This is a genomic window from Lactobacillus sp. MRS-253-APC-2B (assembly GCF_012843675.1).
GTDB classification, from domain to species: Bacteria; Bacillota; Bacilli; order Lactobacillales; family Lactobacillaceae; genus Limosilactobacillus; species Limosilactobacillus pulli.
In genome coordinates this window covers 1-14795 of sequence record NZ_JABAFO010000014.1, presented here as the reverse complement: position 1 = coordinate 14795, position 14795 = coordinate 1, and the positions used below count along the sequence as shown (strand labels likewise).

Here is a 14795-nt window from a genome sequence, read left to right as displayed (position 1 = left end):
ATTGCCAAGTCGTGTAAGCGCTTCATGACTTTTAACAATTTATAATATAACAAATGAATTCGTTTTCCGCAACCGTTTGCGCACAAATTTATGCAACCGATTGCGCAAAAAACTTAAAGAAAAGCCGATCCATCAAGGAATGAACCGACTAAAAAATTTTTTAAATATTTTTGGCTTCTATTATAAAAAAACGCTCAATCATTGCTGTATCCAGTGACACAATGACATGCATTCAGCTGCTAGTCAATTCTAAATGCCACAAACGCGTGCTGAATGTTTGGATTGAAGAGCAATTCAACTGCCTTTTTACCCAGCTCATGTGGCCGTAAATCAACCTTCTCCACATCGGGCAGCAGCATGCCTAAAAGCTTGCTGTTGTTAAAACAGATAATCGACAATCGATCCAACAAGTGCAGCTCTTGGAGTTCATGATTAAGCTTTAAGAACAAAATGTCATCGGCGCATACCAGCCCATCAACGTTGGGATGCTGAGCAAAAAATTCGCTGGCTGATTGTTTGCCATAATACCAATCGGCTTCTGGCAAATGACGCTCTGCCAAACAATTCTCATAGCCCAAGCGACGATCCTCTTCATACTGCCAGTGATTTGGTGAACTGACGTATGCCAGATGCGTAACGTCATGATTGATCAAAAGCTGCTTGGTTGCTGCATAACCAGCGGCCACGTTATCATTATCGACATAGCGATCGTTTTGATGGCGCTCTGGATGGCCAATAACCAGAAAATTATAGCCATGCTCACGCAGATAGGCTGCCACTGGATCATGCTCCAAAGTATAGAACAATAAAAAGTTGTGAATCTTGGATTGCAGCACCATCGACTTGACGGCGCGCAAAAGCTTTTCTTGCGTAGGTGCCAGGGCCACGACCATCGAATAGTCGCGTGACTCCAGCGCGGCGGCAATCCCCCGCATCAAATCAATATGAAACGGATTAGCTGGCGCCTCATCGGTCGTTACCGGAAAAACCAGCCCGACCATGTTGGCCTCGCCCCGCGTTAAATTACGAGCGGCATAGTTGGGATGATAACCGATTTCAGTGGCAATTTTTTTGATTCTTTCTCGCGTAGCCTCGCTGATTCGCGGATTATCATTCAAGGCTCTTGATGCCGTAGAGACCGAGACCCCCGCACGTGCCGCGATATCTTTGATTGTTGCCATGAACAAGCATCATGCCGATTCAAGTAGTCTTTTTCTGGGCTGGCAAAACAGGCATGATTCTCCTTTCATTCATTATATATGGTTGCATTTGGATCATTGATTGACCCAGACGATCGTTATAGCTGCGTCAGACACATTCTTGAATCCAGTTTTGCCCTATGCCCATGACGCTAGTTGTTAAAAATGAATAACTCAATTTTAGTCGTATCATGGCAAAATGGTCAATAGTAGTTTAAGTAAAACGTTCAACCAAAACTAACCCCATTCATTTGGTCAGTTGCAGCAGCGACTGCTCCGTTTTCTAATTCAAGTCATACGCCACGTTAATGCATTTGCGAATTCTTTAGTTATTGATTACCTTCCCGTGGTACGATGCGGCCATCCGGATAAACATAATAGTCGTGTCCATCATAGCTGCCAGCCGTGTAGTTACCATTGCGATACGCTGAGTCTTGGCCACGAATCCAATAGGCCGGCTGACCATGCTCATCGGTTGCCATCGTACCATTGCCTTCTGACATATATGACCACTGAATATCGCCATTGCCATATTTGGCATCAACTGCAGCAATGGCTTCCTGAACCGAATTAATGGCATGCTGCTCAGCCTGAATGCCATTTTGAGTGCTCGAATTGGTTGCCGATTGTGAATCAGACTGACTGGAGCTGGTCTGATTTGCAGCTGAGGACTCGTTTGTCGCTGCAGTCGATGAACTGGTTTTATCAGCATGATGGCTGGACTTTTTGGCAGTTGATTTTTGATGATGACTGGCTGACCGTGATGTGGATCGCGAATGCGAGGATGCATGATCTTCGTGGTTTTGGCTGCCACAGCCCGCTAAAAGCAGACTGCTTAGCCCAATGATGCTTAGTAGTTTTAATTTATTTTCCATAAAAATCCCCCCCAAAATTAAGCATAGTAGCTGCCGGCGATCCTCAATCAGCCACCTGCTTTTAGAAAAATTATCCTCCAGGCCGCACGTAGTTTGATCAATGATAAAATAGTTATAATACATACGAAAAAAGGAGGCCGATCGTGGCTGGTAACTTCGCATTTTTAAAATCCTATCATGGCATGCATAAGCTGCAGCATCTTTCTCGGATGGCGGAAAAGGCCTACCGCAATGGTCAGTATGCTACTGAGGCACTTTTGATCCGAGAGATCAGCGGCCGTTTGATTCGCAAGCTGGTTAAGCGTGAGTTCCCCGACATGGACAAGCATTTTAATAGTGAGGATGGACTTAAAAAACTGCAGTCAACTCATTTATTAAACGATGAAATGACCACGCTGCTGACTCAGCTACGTAAATCTGGTCGTCATCCCCAGCTCATTGGTGCCCAAAACGCCTATCAAATCTTGGTTAAGCTGCACTACGTCTTGATCTGGTATGTTAATCGCTATTTGGATGGTCATGAAGAACCTGGCCATTTCCATATCCATCATAATTAAAAACGGGACCCAGAACATGATTCTGAGTCCTGTTTTTTAATTTTTTTTTGTTTGGACAATTTAACTACCAATACTATTGACAGCAGCAGTCTGATCAATAGCAGCATACCGATAAGCAGATTGCGCTGTCGCTTTTGGCGTTCGGCCCTAACTGTGTGACCACAATCGGCGCAGATCTTGGTATGGGCTTTTAATGGCACCTTACAATGTGGACATTTCATAGACAACACATCCTTTGATTTGATTGATTCTATTTTAGCGCGATTCGGATCAAAATAGCTGTTCTTTTCTAAAATTTCTTTGATTAGGTAAAACGTTATTAAGACAGACTTTTAACCCTTTAATCACCATCTTATTCAGATTTTTTATAAAAAAGGCTTGCACTTAGTAAACCGTTATACTATTATATTTATGGGTCGTAAGGAAAGTGTTTTCAGATTCTGCTTTCTTTCATAACTTGTTTTATCGTGAAACCGCTCATGCCGACAGTCGACGACGATCATCCTGGCCACGCCACGCCAACGACGTCCGTCAACGTCAATCCATCGACTGTCTGCCAGCGTTTGACCGACCCTTCCTTCTACTGTTTGGGTACGCCAACTCAAACGGCCGGATGTTCAATTTAACCTCAAGGCGATCATTCGTCTTTCCTCAAAATTGTGAAGCCGCAACACTGAAACGCCAATCCACAGTGTTAGACTCTCAATCCCTTTAATCCACTTTTAGGCTTCACATCTGATCATCCTTGTCTACAGGCTCATTTTAAGACTGACTCTTGTTCACTCTAATCATTAAAAATTTAATCCATATTACATCCATGAGCCTGCTGACAATATTAAAAACCGTCATCGAATTCTACGTTCGATGACGGTTTTTATTTATACCTGTCTTACTTTGCTTAAGGCATCAGCTACGGCTTCACTCAGCGCGCGGCTGGTCGTGGTTGCGCCAGAGATTGCATCAACGTCTGACGTATTGGCTCTAATCATATTTTTTTCAAGTTGCTCAAAGGCCGCCTGACCGATCTCTTCATTTTCATGGTTTTCCAAGATCTCGATCTGCTGCAGTTTTTGCTTTTGGTATGTAACTCGAACGATGATCCGGCCACCCATGCCATCATCTGAAACGCCCAAGTATTGATCCGGTCCTACCATATAATGCTGAGCCGACATATCCAACAAGTCATTGATATGAACGGTCACTGCATCATGCAGCCGTTTTACGTTGACCGCATCCGATTTTGGCTTGGCGGCATTCTCACCGGCAAGCTTACCAAAAATCAGACATTCAGCCAGGTTGCCACCGCTTTGATAGTAGTTGGCGGCAATTCCTCCCAATTCTCCAGCACTGTACAAATGTGGAATCGGCTGATCATCAACGTTTAAAACGCGCGCCTTTTCATCATGCTGTGGACCACCCTGCGTATTCAAGACGTTGCTGGCCAGTTCAATGGCATAGTATGGACCCGCACCAAATTTACGCATCGTATCGGTATCACGTCCCGTTTGGTAGTCACGCCCTAATTCTTTATAATGGTTGAAATCAGTAACCGTCTGCGTCAGGCTGATCACGGGAACATGCAGCTGCTTGGCCAATTCCGGCAATGAATCCGCACTGATCAGTTTTTGCATGAATTTAGGATAAGGCAGGCGCCGATCCTCTTTTTCCTGTTGTTCAAAAACCTCATACTGGGCTTGATCAAATACCAGATAGGGATGCTTTTGGTAGTGCGGCAATACCCAGTGGCCATGTGAATACAGATGTCCATGACGTGCCGGTTGATTCTCGGCAAAAAAGCGTGTCCCATCATCGCCAATCACGAAAATACTGCCATGATTTAACTGTGACCAGCTTTGGATGACCCGCCCCCGATGCTGCGTCCCTTCTTCTGCAAACGTTAGGCCCGCCAGCGTACCGAAACTTTCATAGTTGCCCATGTGCCACAGTTTGGCCTGTACCTCTTGCGCCATTTTGATGCCATCTCCACGGTTGAACAGTGACCCCATTGGCATTAACGCTGGCTTTTGCAAGTAGTTCTGAATCATTTCGCGATTGTTTTCAAAACCACCCGTTGCCAGTACCAATCCATTTTTTGCGGCAATATTATAATTCTTGCCCCGTCGCCGCAACTGAACACCCTTGACGATACCAGTTTGAGGATCTTGATAAAGGTGTCGTGCCCGAGTATTAAGCCAGACGTCAATCAAATTGGCACGGTCGATCACGTTTTGACGCAGAATCTTCCAAAGGGCCGCATCCTTATCACGCCGATGAACCAGAGCAATATCAACTGCCTCGCTGTCATCAAGCTCAGGATATTCGGCCAATGAATGCTTGGGTACGACTGGATCCCCCAAGCGAATGTCGTCTTTCCAGCTGATGGCCCGAACTCCCAGATATTTTTCAAAATAATCCGGCATATTCACCAGCCCGCGTAGGTAGGTCTGCATCAGTTTGGCTGGTACCAAAAAATCATCATTAAGCTGCTGATAGTATCTGGTTAATTGGCCGATTCCCTTTCCCATTGCGACGTGCTGAGAGGCATAGCGCGTATTGCCTCCTTCTCTTCCCAGTGGTGCCGCATCAACCAGCAGCACATGGGCTCCTGAATCTGCTGCAAAGCGCGCTGCCGTGGCACCAGCACCGCCAAAACCTACAACGACCACGTCATACTGGGCATTCCATTGAACATCATTGGCCTGCATTTATTTCATCCCTTTACTCAAATTAGTCTCATTTCTAGTCTAACTGAACCTATCAATCATTGCCAATCATAAAAAGCCGCCCGTAAGCGACTTAATCGTTTAATTATAGTTTGCCGAAACTCGCTGATTTTAAGTGAACCAGTGACTCGTTTACTCGGCAATATTTAGGCTGTTCGATTTTAAATTAACCATTATGTAAACAGCTTAATTGATGCCCAATTCATCTCCGTAATTCTGACTGCCGCCTTGTACATCATCTAAACAATTGATCATTATTCTGATGATCCCGACTAGGCTGTCCAGTCATAACAAAGTCCAAAAAAGGCATTACCGACAATCGCCGCTTGATGTGGCTTATCAACCAGCTTGATTCCTTGGCTTTCCCAGCTAATCAGCGGTGCCTTGAGACTGTTGTGATAAAACCGCACGTGGCGACCTTCATAAATCTGGATCGTTCCTTTTTTAAGACACTCGACTGGAACAAACTCGAGCTGTGGCTGGGCATCACGGCATTTTGACCACTTGATCGGCTCAGGCAGCTCTAGATTGTCAAAGCGTGCACAGTTTAGTACCTGCTCCAAAACTGCGCGGCCGCGAAAGATGACGTTATCACGCTCCGTTCCGCTCAGCAGCTCTCCTGGCAGTCCATCAGTAAAGCACATCTGCCGTTGATAATGACTTTCCAGCATCTTAAGCTCTGGTGGCAAAACAGCACAGTAACCCTTTGAACAATGATAGACCATCAATTCATACGTAAGCATCGTTATCCCCATTTCAACAATTGTCATCGGACTCACCCCTCCATCCGATGCAACGAAATATAAATTACTTTCAATTAACTTACATTTATTATCATGATATTTTGGTTGTCAGTCAAGGCCCGCAATCGTTGATATATCAGCATTCTTGATTTTAGGCTTGCTGATATGAACTCTAATTTCTGTTGACGTTCTGTTGACTTTTTCTGTTGACGTTTTGACGGCGGCACTCAAAAGAATATCATTTCAAGGTTGCCGGCAGCAGCCTTTTTTATTTTGTGTAAGCAAGGAACTGTTAGCTGTTATTCATCCCTTGAAAACGGCCATTTGCTGCTTGATATTGTCTAATTCTAGGCGCTGATTTTAGGTTTTTTAAGTTTCACAATCAGGCAGCGTTTAAATGCAATTACGGGTCTGCCGCGCTCAATTTTGATCTGGGCTTTTGATAGTCCATTTTTGGGCTCTCCATTTTCTCGACTGTCGAATTTTCGACTGTCGAATTAACATTTAGACTCATTTAAGCGGCGTTTTTCCCAATATGTTGAGAAAATGATCGCTCTGCCAAGCCTTGATGTCTTTCATCCAATTTGTAAAAAGGCCGTTTTGTCCAATTTTGTCCAAGTCAATCATGGTAAATAGATAAAACCAATACTGGATTCATTTTCGCTTGTCTATGTTGGACTTTATCAAACATGAATGGTCAACTATAAGCGGCTACTGCTTTTCATTGCGTTTGATCCTCTGATTTTCTAGCTTTTAGCGTTTAAGGTTAACATTAGTTAACAAGATAGGCTCAATTTTGATCTTATCTCACTGGCAGCAAAAAAAGGGGGTCGGTAAAACGCCGATCCCTTTTAATTCCTACATTTTCAAACAACTAATTCAGTTTTCAGCAAATACTCTTAATTCTCTGCCGTATCTAGCATAATTTTCGGCAAACTCGCAAAGGGCCTTTTGTTGATACAAGCCATATTGCGACCTGCTAAGGCAAAAATATTCCTCCATTTGTCGGTGTGGCCGTTCTTCAATGCACCTCATGATAATTATCTTTTTAGTTTTTTCGCTACACGTGTTAATGGCTGCCGCTATGGTTTCTAATTCTTGGTCAGCATTAACTGCCTCTAAATAGCATGATTCAATGCCATTGATTGCGTGGTTGCTGCTGCCAGTCTTGGTTAAGTTTGGGGATGTAATAAAGCCGGTTAGTTTTCTGCCAGCCATTGCTTGCAATTCTTGCACGTCATTTTTAAAAAAGGCTCTAACGTTTGCGCCGGTCTTTACTTTATCTACCGGTTTTGTTTTAAACAATACTCCCAAAGTTTCATCCCCTTAACTCAACTCAAAACAAAAAGCACGGTTACACTTATAAGCTGCTACAAGTGTTATAATTAGGCGTGCTTTTTGCTTACTATGCTTTAATTTTAAATTTTTCCCCGTTGCCTGCTGGTAGCGGGGTTTTTATTTTGTCCAGCTGACCGCTTACCATAGCCCGCAATAGATTAGCAGCAATGTTTGTTTCGTCCGTATTGGCTAAAAGGTCATTGGCTCTCTGAACTGCTATTGATTGACGTTGTGTTAACTGTAAGGCTGCTAGGCTCTTACCGCTAACGGTTCGCTTTTTGCTCTTTGTATTTCTGTAAATCGTGTCCAGTCTTTCAACCGCTGACAATGTTTTGAACGTATCACCATTTAATGCCAGTAAGTCCATTACTTTCTGATATACGCCATTTTTTAGGCTCAATACAAGCCAATAGCAGGCTTTGATGTTATTAAGGTCATGGCCTAGCAGCGGCAGCATGGTTTTAGCAATATCATTCAAACGCTTGTCGCCTTGCGTAAGCTCGTAATTATATAGGCTCTTAATGCCTTTTAGTGCCGTGTGATAGTCATATCGTAATGCGTGGCCATGCTGATCACTAAGTTTTATTAATCTCATGATGTTCTACCTCTTTCTGATTTTGATGTTCTTTTGCGGTGCAATTCTGGCTTATTTTGCACTGCTATTTTAATAGTGCCAGTTTGTAATTCAGCTCAAATTTAAGATTCTGGATTAGTCTTTGCTGCTTTTGAGTTGGGTTCTTGTTTTCCTTTATCCAGTCATTAAGCAGCTGCTGGCCCTCGTGTAATTCTTTCTCAGTAACTTGTTCATCCCTTGTCAGTCGTTGAATATATAGGGCTATCCCTCTAAGACTGATAGCAATAGCGCCATGATCGACTTTAAAATAGCTGTCAGGCAAAAATGCAAAGCGTGGATAATCGTATTTAAATTTTTTAATTGGGCTCATATTGTCCCGCCTGTATTTCTTAATATAGCCCTCTTTAATGGCTTTCTTGGTAGGCTGGCCGTTCGTATCTAATAGATTCTCTTTTACCAGCTCATTAAACAGTGCCAGCTTGCTAACGTTGGTAATACCTTGACTTAGTAGCATGCCGTAAGCCTGTTCAACAAGGGATGGATATTCGATTATGTTCTTCACTGCTGTTAGTCCTCTTTCTGTACCTCGTATATCGTCCATAATTGCGTTCTAAGCGCCTTGTTTTTGTTTCGGGTATAATTACCCGCTAAATCATTTGAGTTTCTTTTTTCTGATTTCGTTGTCTGATTTCTAACAAAATTTTGGCTTTCTCTGCTTTCTGCTCTGGTGTCATTTTGTAAGTCCTCTTTTTCGTGATAATTACATTCACGTTTATTAAATCTCCCTCTAACATTACCAGCTGGCCGTTTTTTGGATTGTAGCCTTTGCGTGTTGGCTGTTGCTCGTCAATATATTTTTCATATTTGCGCGCGTGTTTTGGCTCGTCCGTCCAGATATGCCAGCGGTCTAATAACCGGTCATAACTGATTATCGTTTCGCGTTCTTCAAGACTGCTAGTTGTCCATGATTCATTTTTAACTGCCATGATGTCATTCACTCCCTTGTAATTTGCTCTTATTTTTATCTGCACTCAGTCCGTACTGGCAAAATTCAAAATGTAATTGCCTAGTAGGGTATTTATACCTAACTCATGTAAAACGTCTGTATGGTCTTTTTACACGGCTAAAATTGCATGGTGTCGTTCATCCCTGATCAGCTGTTGGCGTTGGGGATGTTTTTTTGTCTTTGTATGCTCTCAGCAGCGCTAAATCTTTATCGCTGTTATCAAAACGTTCAATCAAGGTAATTTGATAGTTGCTCAACTGCTCGCCTTTTCTTAAAGCAGCAATTCCCAAAGCTACATTGATCTGTTCATCTTGCGTCATTCTAGGTTCTCTATTTCGTTTAGCGTCTTTTATTACGGGCTTGCCGTCTTTAACTTTGGTTTCGTCTTGCTGATTGTCATTGTTGGCTTTGTCGTCCGGTTGCTTGCTTTCGCTCTCTGTATCGTCAAGGCTGTTTGATTCTCGTTCTTTTTCAGTCGCAAGCTCTGATTCTCTTGTTTTAGCGTCAAGCCATTCAGGCAGGCCATATTTGCGGTTCTCGTCTATATCATGTTGGCTGATAGCTTGCTGCTCTTTCTGCCATTCACTGATTGACTTGGTTTTAGGTTTTGCATTATCAGGGCTCGATTTTGAGCTTTCCTCTAAACCATTGGCGGTAGCATTGTTTTTGTCTGATTCTTTAAGTTGGTTCATCCCCAACTGCTTATATCTATCAGCGTTCAGTTTCTCCAGCTTGTCAATCGTGTTAATGTTGTTTTCCTGATAGTCAGCTAAAACCTTACTCAAATAGCCATAACTGGATTTAAGTTTGTCCTTTTTGGCTGCCTTGTCGATTGCATACTGAATAACGTTAACTGGCAGGGATGTTAAATACTTATCCAGTAGCAATTTAAGTTTGCCGTCTAGGCTGCCTAAGCTTTCATGCCAAGTTAAGTTGCTATATAAAATGCCAGCAGCGGGCTGTTGCCCCTCTTGCTCTCTCTCTAATTCTTTTTTAGAGTCATTAGAGTTAGAGTCATTTACTGTGACTATTTGATCACTAACCTTAGTGACTGTTTGATCACTAACCTTTGTGACTGTTTGATCACTAACTAATGACTTAGTGACTGTTTGATCACTAAGTTTTGCGCTATCCCTTGATATGACCGATTTGTCATTTTGGAAAATGGATGTTTTCGGCAATGTAAGCGGGTAAATCTTACGTTCAACAACCGTTTTGCCTTGTCTGGTACTTTCGATTTTGATATATCCATATTTCACTAACGATTTAATATACCTGTTGATTGTTTCGCGCCTTTTATCAAACAATGCTGCCAAGTGCTGATCAGTCGCGTAACAATAGCCCGCTTTATTGGATAATAAAAGGATCTCGCTATATAAAACTTTGGTGTCCCCTTTTAACCGGCTATCATAACGAACGGCAGCAGGCAGCAGGCTATCCCAATTGCTGCGCTTTACTGTTTTATCTGATTCTTCATTTCTGCTCATAATAAGCCCCTCTATCTAATTCGATTAAGACAAAAGGGCTTAAAGTGGTCATGCCCTTTTTATTTTGTGCAAACAACAATCCAGAATATAGCAGGGCTTGCGCTCGCTGCTTATTTAAGCGGTATGATCGTTCTGGATGATATATCAAGCCCTTTTCTTACTGTTTTGCGGTAGATGTAATTGTATTTCTCTAGCTCATGCAAGGCCCTAGCAATTGTTCGCTCACTTTCTCCAGACTTTGCGGCTAATAATTTATCACTGGTGTAAAATTCGCCGTGTGATAGTTGGCTTTCTGCCTTGATGTCTAGATATACAAGGCGGGCCGTTTTGCTAATATTGCTATCGTGCAAAATTCTTAAAAAGTTGTCTAACTGCGGTGATTCCATTGCGTTCATCCCCTTAATTGTCATATAATTTCATTCGTAAGGTTCTTAAAAAAACTTTGCCCGCGTTCCTACCCGTACGCGGTTAATACCTCAATCCAGACAAGGCGGCGGCCTTAATTCTGGATTTTGATGTTCAAAAAACATTTGCTTTTACCTCTAAAGCAAGTGCCGGTTGTCAGTTTTTGCTGATAGCCGGTTTTTTTGTTGCTTAATTAGTCCATAATGCCGTTCTGCGTAATTTGTCAGCCCGTTTAATCAGGCTGCTTGATTGCGTTCTTAATGTTTGTAAGGCGGCCAGTCGTTCATCCTCATTCGTAATTAGAAAATAGCCCGCGTTATAACTGCGGTGTAGTGATCCTACCGGCGCGCCGTCTAAAATTGACTGATTAACCAGCTTGCGAACTTTGCGCTTGTTTTCATTGCTTGCATTGCCATATAACAAGGCTGCCAGCTCGCTTTGTGATCGTGGTCGCTCTGCTCCAGCTGGTAAAAAACTAATCAGCCGTTGTTCCTCTTTGGTTAGTGTTTGAATTTTCATTTTTACGCTCCTCTTTCGTTGGCAGCGCAACGGTAGCATGATCTAAAATTTCCTTAATGCCGTTAATGGTTTCGCTGTAATTAGCGAAAAAACGTGGGTCGGTCAGAATACCGTTATTCTCAATCTTTTCCATGTCGCTGGTAAAATGCCCCTTAACGGCAAATAGTGCTTTGTCCCCGTTGCGGTCGTCTGCTAAATAGAATGTATATCCTTGCTCTTGCATTTTCGTTTACTCCCTTGCATTTGCGTTCCTAATTTGGGCTGACCCGTCAATTTAACTGGTCAGGCCTTAAATACCTCAATGATCGATAATCGTTTTGATGTTCTGGTCATGCCCACTTGTGGGTATGGCCTTTTATTTTTTGTTTATTTAGCCGTCAATATATGAATTAACCCTAGCATTTTCTAGCACGCTGCCGGTTGACTGCCAGCAGTCATTGCATTAAGCAGCGTCTTAATCTGCTGATATGACTGTTTTAAGTCAAGCAGGCCAATTACTACATTCTGAATTGCGTTGTAAGTCTGCTGCTCTGTAATTGTTAGCCCGTCCATTGCATTTGATACGCTGCGTTTTCTTTTCAGCTGCTGCGCGTTCATCCCTGTTGACGCCTTTAATATCAGGTCAGTAATTGCCTTGTAAGTCCATTTATTGCAATAAGGCCAATCCTTAATCGCGTCTGTAAGCGTCCGGCGTTCTGGTATTGACCTAGCACGGTTTTTAATTTGCTCTAGCTTTTCATCTCTCATAGCAAAGAAAGCTCTAACTAATGCCTTTTTAAAGGCCCTGACCTTTGGCGTATTTCCTAAATAGGTCATTAGCAAGGTCGCTTGCTGCTCGTTGAATTTGTATGTTTTTGTAGGCCGTCCGCCTTGCGTTCCCTTATTAGGTTTAGTCATTTCAAATGACAAAACCCCAAATTCTTCAAGGTCGCGTTTATGGTTGTAAATGATGTTCTTAACTGCGTGTACGCTGTTGCCTGAATAGGCCGCAACAATTTCATCTGTTGTGTATGGTTCTTCGGTTACGTTGCCTAAAAAAACAGGGTTGCCAAACTCTTTGGCTAGATTCTTGTTTGCGGCAGCATTCAAAATTTTCTCAGTGTTCAAAGTCTTTCACCTCTAAAAATAAACTGGGGTCGCAAGTTGCGACTGCTGGGGGGTACTGATTTAGTACCCCCTAAAAGCAAGTTTTACCGTATCGGTATAATTCAAAAAGATTTAATGCTGCTACTCCATACAATCCCAAAACTGCGAAAATTACCGCGTTCAAATACACGTACCAAAAGGCAGCTTGCTGTTTGCTCATTGACTTACCGTGAGTATCAATCAGGCCAGCCATATCATTTTTAATCTGCGTGATCATGGTTAATTACCTCGTATGATGTTCTTGTGTGTGCTGCCGTCTACCCGTTGACTAGCTGCGCGCTTTTGGCTGCTTATGCTCTAGCAGCCATTGATTAACTTGTTCTTTGTTGTAAACGTTCATCCCCTCAATGCTGCTATATGGCAGCCCTAGCTTGCGCCACTTGTAAAGCGTGGTCTTGCTGATAGTCAGCCACTCGCAAACTTGTTTGTTAGTCAGCCATTCATAGCGGGGATGTAAAGCCCGTTGAATGCCGGTATTAACTGCTGATTCAACTAACACGGCAATACTCTTTTGTTCTTCACTATCCATGATTAAGCCCCTTCCTTGACTGACTTAGATTCAGCGTTGACCGTGCTTGTTTGATGCTCTGCCATAAATTTGTCAATTGCGGTTTTGCTGATTCGTTTTGACCGGCCAACCTTGATTACTGGCAAACCAGCCGCAATATAAGTTTCTAACGCTGATCGCGATTTAAAACCTAAATATTTCATGGCTTGCGTGTAACTCATGTATTCAGTCATATAATCACCACCTTTTAAATCTAAGAAACTTAGATATTGATCATTTAAGATATTATATCTAAGTTTCTTAGATGTCAACGTCTAATAATTTTAGATATTTGCTTTTCTCGTAATTTATTGCTTGTTATAATGGCTTAAAAGGTTGTGTTATTTATGAATAGGCTTAAAGAATTAAGAAAACAAAAAAGCCTGACTCTTGATGAAATAGCTCAAGAAACAGGCGTTAAGCGTGGAACTTATAATAATTATGAAAATGGAAAAACAAATCCTAAACCTGAAATTTGGGGAAAATTAGCGAAATATTTTGATGTTCCAATTTCATATTTGCAAGGTCAAGGCTGGTCAAAAGAACATGCTATTAAAAGCCTAGCAATCGTTTATGCTAGTCATAACTATTATTACGACTCTGAATTTTTTGAAGATGAAAATTGTGAGAATGGCAAAGTTTATAAATATCAAATAAATATGGTTGAAGAACTTGGTGATCATTCTTATATAATTCTGAAAACTGCTTATTCGTTGGGTATAACTGATGATAGTAATGATAACTGGCAAATCTTTGGTAATGAAAAATTTCCTGACGTTGATTCCTTCTCAAAAGAAGATAGAGAAAAAATAAATAAAAAACTAATCGATAATAGCGAATGCATAGATGTCCACGAATTTTTGAACCTTATTTTTAGTAGGGATGAAATACATGAATTAGAAAGCAATACATTAGATTTTATTGAAAATGTAGTATTCGGCCGGTTGTCATTTGAAGAAAGTAAATATTTTTCTTTATTTAAAAAGGCTGCTAATAAATATCTGAAAGTGTTAAACGATTATGTTTTCTTATCAACGATTGAAGAAAACCAATATAAAACTGGTATTGCTGGCAGCTATGAATTAGCTGTAAAAGTTAAATCATATGTTCAAAATGTTCTTGCAAGAAATGTATTTTCAAATAGTGAAGAACTATCAAGAAAAGCATTAGCAGCTTATCTTAAGCCAATTAAAAGCAACGAAATTAAAGAGTCATTAACCGATCTTTTTGAAGAAATACTAGGTGAACTATATGACCTAAGAGAACAAGTTGATAACATTCAATACCGTTTAGACAATCCAAAAGACTATGATAATAATTCTTTTGATGATTAGCTTTCTGCCGTTTTTGGCAGGATTGCTTTTGTGTCCAATTGTGGCCACAAATTCATGCAAGCAATCAAAATCCAATTTTGGATTCTGCGTTGTCCAATTGTGGCCAACTTTTAACAGGTTTTCTCAGGTTTTAACGGGCTCAATTTTGAGTCGGTTTCAACCAATCCAGTTTTGGATTCGGCTGCTTTCGGCAAAAGTGTCGAAAGTGCAATATCTGCTACTTGTTGGGGATGTCTTTCTCCATTTGTGGTGAAAAAATCGACTGTGGTGTGTACCCAAAAAGCTGGAATTGAATATTAATTACTTGTAAACTGAATAAAAATTTTTATTAGGCAGCCAGCC

The 14795-nt window shown here is 41.7% G+C and carries 19 protein-coding genes; 3 read left to right on the top strand and 16 right to left on the bottom strand.

Going from position 1 to position 14795, the window contains the following annotated elements:
- Positions 1-239: 239 nt before the first annotated feature.
- Both HF864_RS07270 and HF864_RS07265 read right to left on the bottom strand, forming a co-directional pair.
- Positions 240-1181: a LacI family DNA-binding transcriptional regulator gene (locus HF864_RS07270; protein ID WP_169462328.1), complete on the bottom strand. Its 942-nt coding sequence runs from the start codon at positions 1179-1181 to the stop codon at positions 240-242.
- 347 nt (positions 1182-1528) lie between these two features.
- Positions 1529-2074, bottom strand: coding sequence for a hypothetical protein (locus tag HF864_RS07265; RefSeq protein WP_169462327.1), 546 nt, complete (start codon positions 2072-2074; stop codon positions 1529-1531).
- A gap of 143 nt (positions 2075-2217) precedes the next feature.
- Here HF864_RS07265 and HF864_RS07260 point away from each other — a divergent pair, with 143 nt between their 5' ends.
- Together HF864_RS07260 and HF864_RS07255 are read left to right on the top strand one after the other, a co-directional pair.
- Positions 2218-2631, top strand: a complete 414-nt coding sequence (locus HF864_RS07260; RefSeq protein WP_169462326.1) for a hypothetical protein — start codon at positions 2218-2220, stop codon at positions 2629-2631.
- A 479-nt stretch (positions 2632-3110) separates the two neighbouring features.
- Positions 3111-3257 carry a hypothetical protein gene (locus HF864_RS07255; protein ID WP_169462325.1) on the top strand — a complete coding sequence of 49 codons (147 nt, stop codon included), beginning with the start codon at positions 3111-3113 and terminating at the stop codon, positions 3255-3257.
- Between the two features lie 252 nt (positions 3258-3509).
- On the opposite strand, the gene HF864_RS07250 is transcribed toward HF864_RS07255, so the two are convergent.
- The 14 genes from HF864_RS07250 to HF864_RS07185 form a co-directional block, all read right to left on the bottom strand.
- Entirely contained in the window at positions 3510-5336 is a 1827-nt protein-coding gene (locus tag HF864_RS07250) for an FAD-binding protein (protein WP_169462324.1), read from the bottom strand.
- A 290-nt stretch (positions 5337-5626) separates the two neighbouring features.
- A complete protein-coding gene (locus tag HF864_RS07245) occupies positions 5627-6124 on the bottom strand; it encodes a hypothetical protein (RefSeq protein ID WP_169462323.1) in 498 nt (165 codons plus the stop codon).
- 852 nt (positions 6125-6976) lie between these two features.
- The gene (locus HF864_RS07240; RefSeq protein WP_169462322.1) at positions 6977-7411 is read right to left on the bottom strand and encodes an ArpU family phage packaging/lysis transcriptional regulator; all 435 of its coding nucleotides are present in this window, start codon (positions 7409-7411) and stop codon (positions 6977-6979) included.
- Between the two features lie 91 nt (positions 7412-7502).
- On the bottom strand, positions 7503-8030 hold the full coding sequence (locus HF864_RS07235; RefSeq protein ID WP_169462321.1) for a hypothetical protein: 528 nt from the start codon (positions 8028-8030) through the stop codon (positions 7503-7505).
- A gap of 64 nt (positions 8031-8094) precedes the next feature.
- The gene (locus tag HF864_RS07230) at positions 8095-8571 is read right to left on the bottom strand and encodes a hypothetical protein (RefSeq protein ID WP_169462320.1); all 477 of its coding nucleotides are present in this window, start codon (positions 8569-8571) and stop codon (positions 8095-8097) included.
- 85 nt (positions 8572-8656) lie between these two features.
- Positions 8657-8995 (bottom strand): hypothetical protein, encoded by a 339-nt coding sequence (locus tag HF864_RS07225; RefSeq protein ID WP_169462319.1) that lies wholly within the window; start codon positions 8993-8995, stop codon positions 8657-8659.
- A gap of 157 nt (positions 8996-9152) precedes the next feature.
- Positions 9153-10502 (bottom strand): helix-turn-helix domain-containing protein, encoded by a 1350-nt coding sequence (locus HF864_RS07220; protein WP_169462318.1) that lies wholly within the window; start codon positions 10500-10502, stop codon positions 9153-9155.
- A 110-nt stretch (positions 10503-10612) separates the two neighbouring features.
- A complete protein-coding gene (locus tag HF864_RS07215) occupies positions 10613-10888 on the bottom strand; it encodes a helix-turn-helix domain-containing protein (RefSeq protein WP_169462317.1) in 276 nt (91 codons plus the stop codon).
- Positions 10889-11096: 208 nt separating this feature from the next.
- Entirely contained in the window at positions 11097-11426 is a 330-nt protein-coding gene (locus HF864_RS07210; protein WP_169462316.1) for a hypothetical protein, read from the bottom strand.
- The gene (locus HF864_RS07205; RefSeq protein ID WP_169462315.1) at positions 11383-11649 is read right to left on the bottom strand and encodes a hypothetical protein; all 267 of its coding nucleotides are present in this window, start codon (positions 11647-11649) and stop codon (positions 11383-11385) included. The genes HF864_RS07210 and HF864_RS07205 overlap by 44 nt, the downstream gene beginning before the upstream one ends.
- A gap of 182 nt (positions 11650-11831) precedes the next feature.
- A complete protein-coding gene (locus tag HF864_RS07200) occupies positions 11832-12533 on the bottom strand; it encodes a Rha family transcriptional regulator (RefSeq protein ID WP_169462314.1) in 702 nt (233 codons plus the stop codon).
- A 70-nt stretch (positions 12534-12603) separates the two neighbouring features.
- Positions 12604-12789 (bottom strand): hypothetical protein, encoded by a 186-nt coding sequence (locus tag HF864_RS07195; protein WP_169462313.1) that lies wholly within the window; start codon positions 12787-12789, stop codon positions 12604-12606.
- A 51-nt stretch (positions 12790-12840) separates the two neighbouring features.
- The gene (locus HF864_RS07190) at positions 12841-13101 is read right to left on the bottom strand and encodes a helix-turn-helix domain-containing protein (RefSeq protein WP_169462312.1); all 261 of its coding nucleotides are present in this window, start codon (positions 13099-13101) and stop codon (positions 12841-12843) included.
- A gap of 2 nt (positions 13102-13103) precedes the next feature.
- A complete protein-coding gene (locus tag HF864_RS07185; protein ID WP_169462311.1) occupies positions 13104-13313 on the bottom strand; it encodes a helix-turn-helix domain-containing protein in 210 nt (69 codons plus the stop codon).
- Positions 13314-13466: 153 nt separating this feature from the next.
- Here HF864_RS07185 and HF864_RS07180 point away from each other — a divergent pair, with 153 nt between their 5' ends.
- Positions 13467-14453 carry a helix-turn-helix domain-containing protein gene (locus tag HF864_RS07180; RefSeq protein ID WP_169462310.1) on the top strand — a complete coding sequence of 329 codons (987 nt, stop codon included), beginning with the start codon at positions 13467-13469 and terminating at the stop codon, positions 14451-14453.
- The last annotated feature ends 342 nt before the right edge of the window (positions 14454-14795 follow it).

Bases quoted from the DNA above. Each gene is read 5' to 3' on its own strand.
- HF864_RS07270 (WP_169462328.1), bottom strand. From the start codon at position 1,181: ATGGCAACAATCAAAGATATCGCGGCACGTGCGGGGGTCTCGGTCTCT.
- HF864_RS07265 (WP_169462327.1), bottom strand. From the start codon at position 2,074: ATGGAAAATAAATTAAAACTACTAAGCATCATTGGGCTAAGCAGTCTG.
- HF864_RS07255 (WP_169462325.1), top strand. From the start codon at position 3,111: ATGCCGACAGTCGACGACGATCATCCTGGCCACGCCACGCCAACGACG.
- HF864_RS07250 (WP_169462324.1), bottom strand. From the start codon at position 5,336: ATGCAGGCCAATGATGTTCAATGGAATGCCCAGTATGACGTGGTCGTT.
- HF864_RS07245 (WP_169462323.1), bottom strand. From the start codon at position 6,124: ATGACAATTGTTGAAATGGGGATAACGATGCTTACGTATGAATTGATG.
- HF864_RS07235 (WP_169462321.1), bottom strand. From the start codon at position 8,030: ATGAGATTAATAAAACTTAGTGATCAGCATGGCCACGCATTACGATAT.
- HF864_RS07225 (WP_169462319.1), bottom strand. From the start codon at position 8,995: ATGGCAGTTAAAAATGAATCATGGACAACTAGCAGTCTTGAAGAACGC.
- HF864_RS07220 (WP_169462318.1), bottom strand. From the start codon at position 10,502: ATGAGCAGAAATGAAGAATCAGATAAAACAGTAAAGCGCAGCAATTGG.
- HF864_RS07215 (WP_169462317.1), bottom strand. From the start codon at position 10,888: ATGGAATCACCGCAGTTAGACAACTTTTTAAGAATTTTGCACGATAGC.
- HF864_RS07210 (WP_169462316.1), bottom strand. From the start codon at position 11,426: ATGAAAATTCAAACACTAACCAAAGAGGAACAACGGCTGATTAGTTTT.
- HF864_RS07205 (WP_169462315.1), bottom strand. From the start codon at position 11,649: ATGCAAGAGCAAGGATATACATTCTATTTAGCAGACGACCGCAACGGG.
- HF864_RS07195 (WP_169462313.1), bottom strand. From the start codon at position 12,789: ATGATCACGCAGATTAAAAATGATATGGCTGGCCTGATTGATACTCAC.
- HF864_RS07190 (WP_169462312.1), bottom strand. From the start codon at position 13,101: ATGGATAGTGAAGAACAAAAGAGTATTGCCGTGTTAGTTGAATCAGCA.
- HF864_RS07185 (WP_169462311.1), bottom strand. From the start codon at position 13,313: ATGACTGAATACATGAGTTACACGCAAGCCATGAAATATTTAGGTTTT.
- HF864_RS07180 (WP_169462310.1), top strand. From the start codon at position 13,467: ATGAATAGGCTTAAAGAATTAAGAAAACAAAAAAGCCTGACTCTTGAT.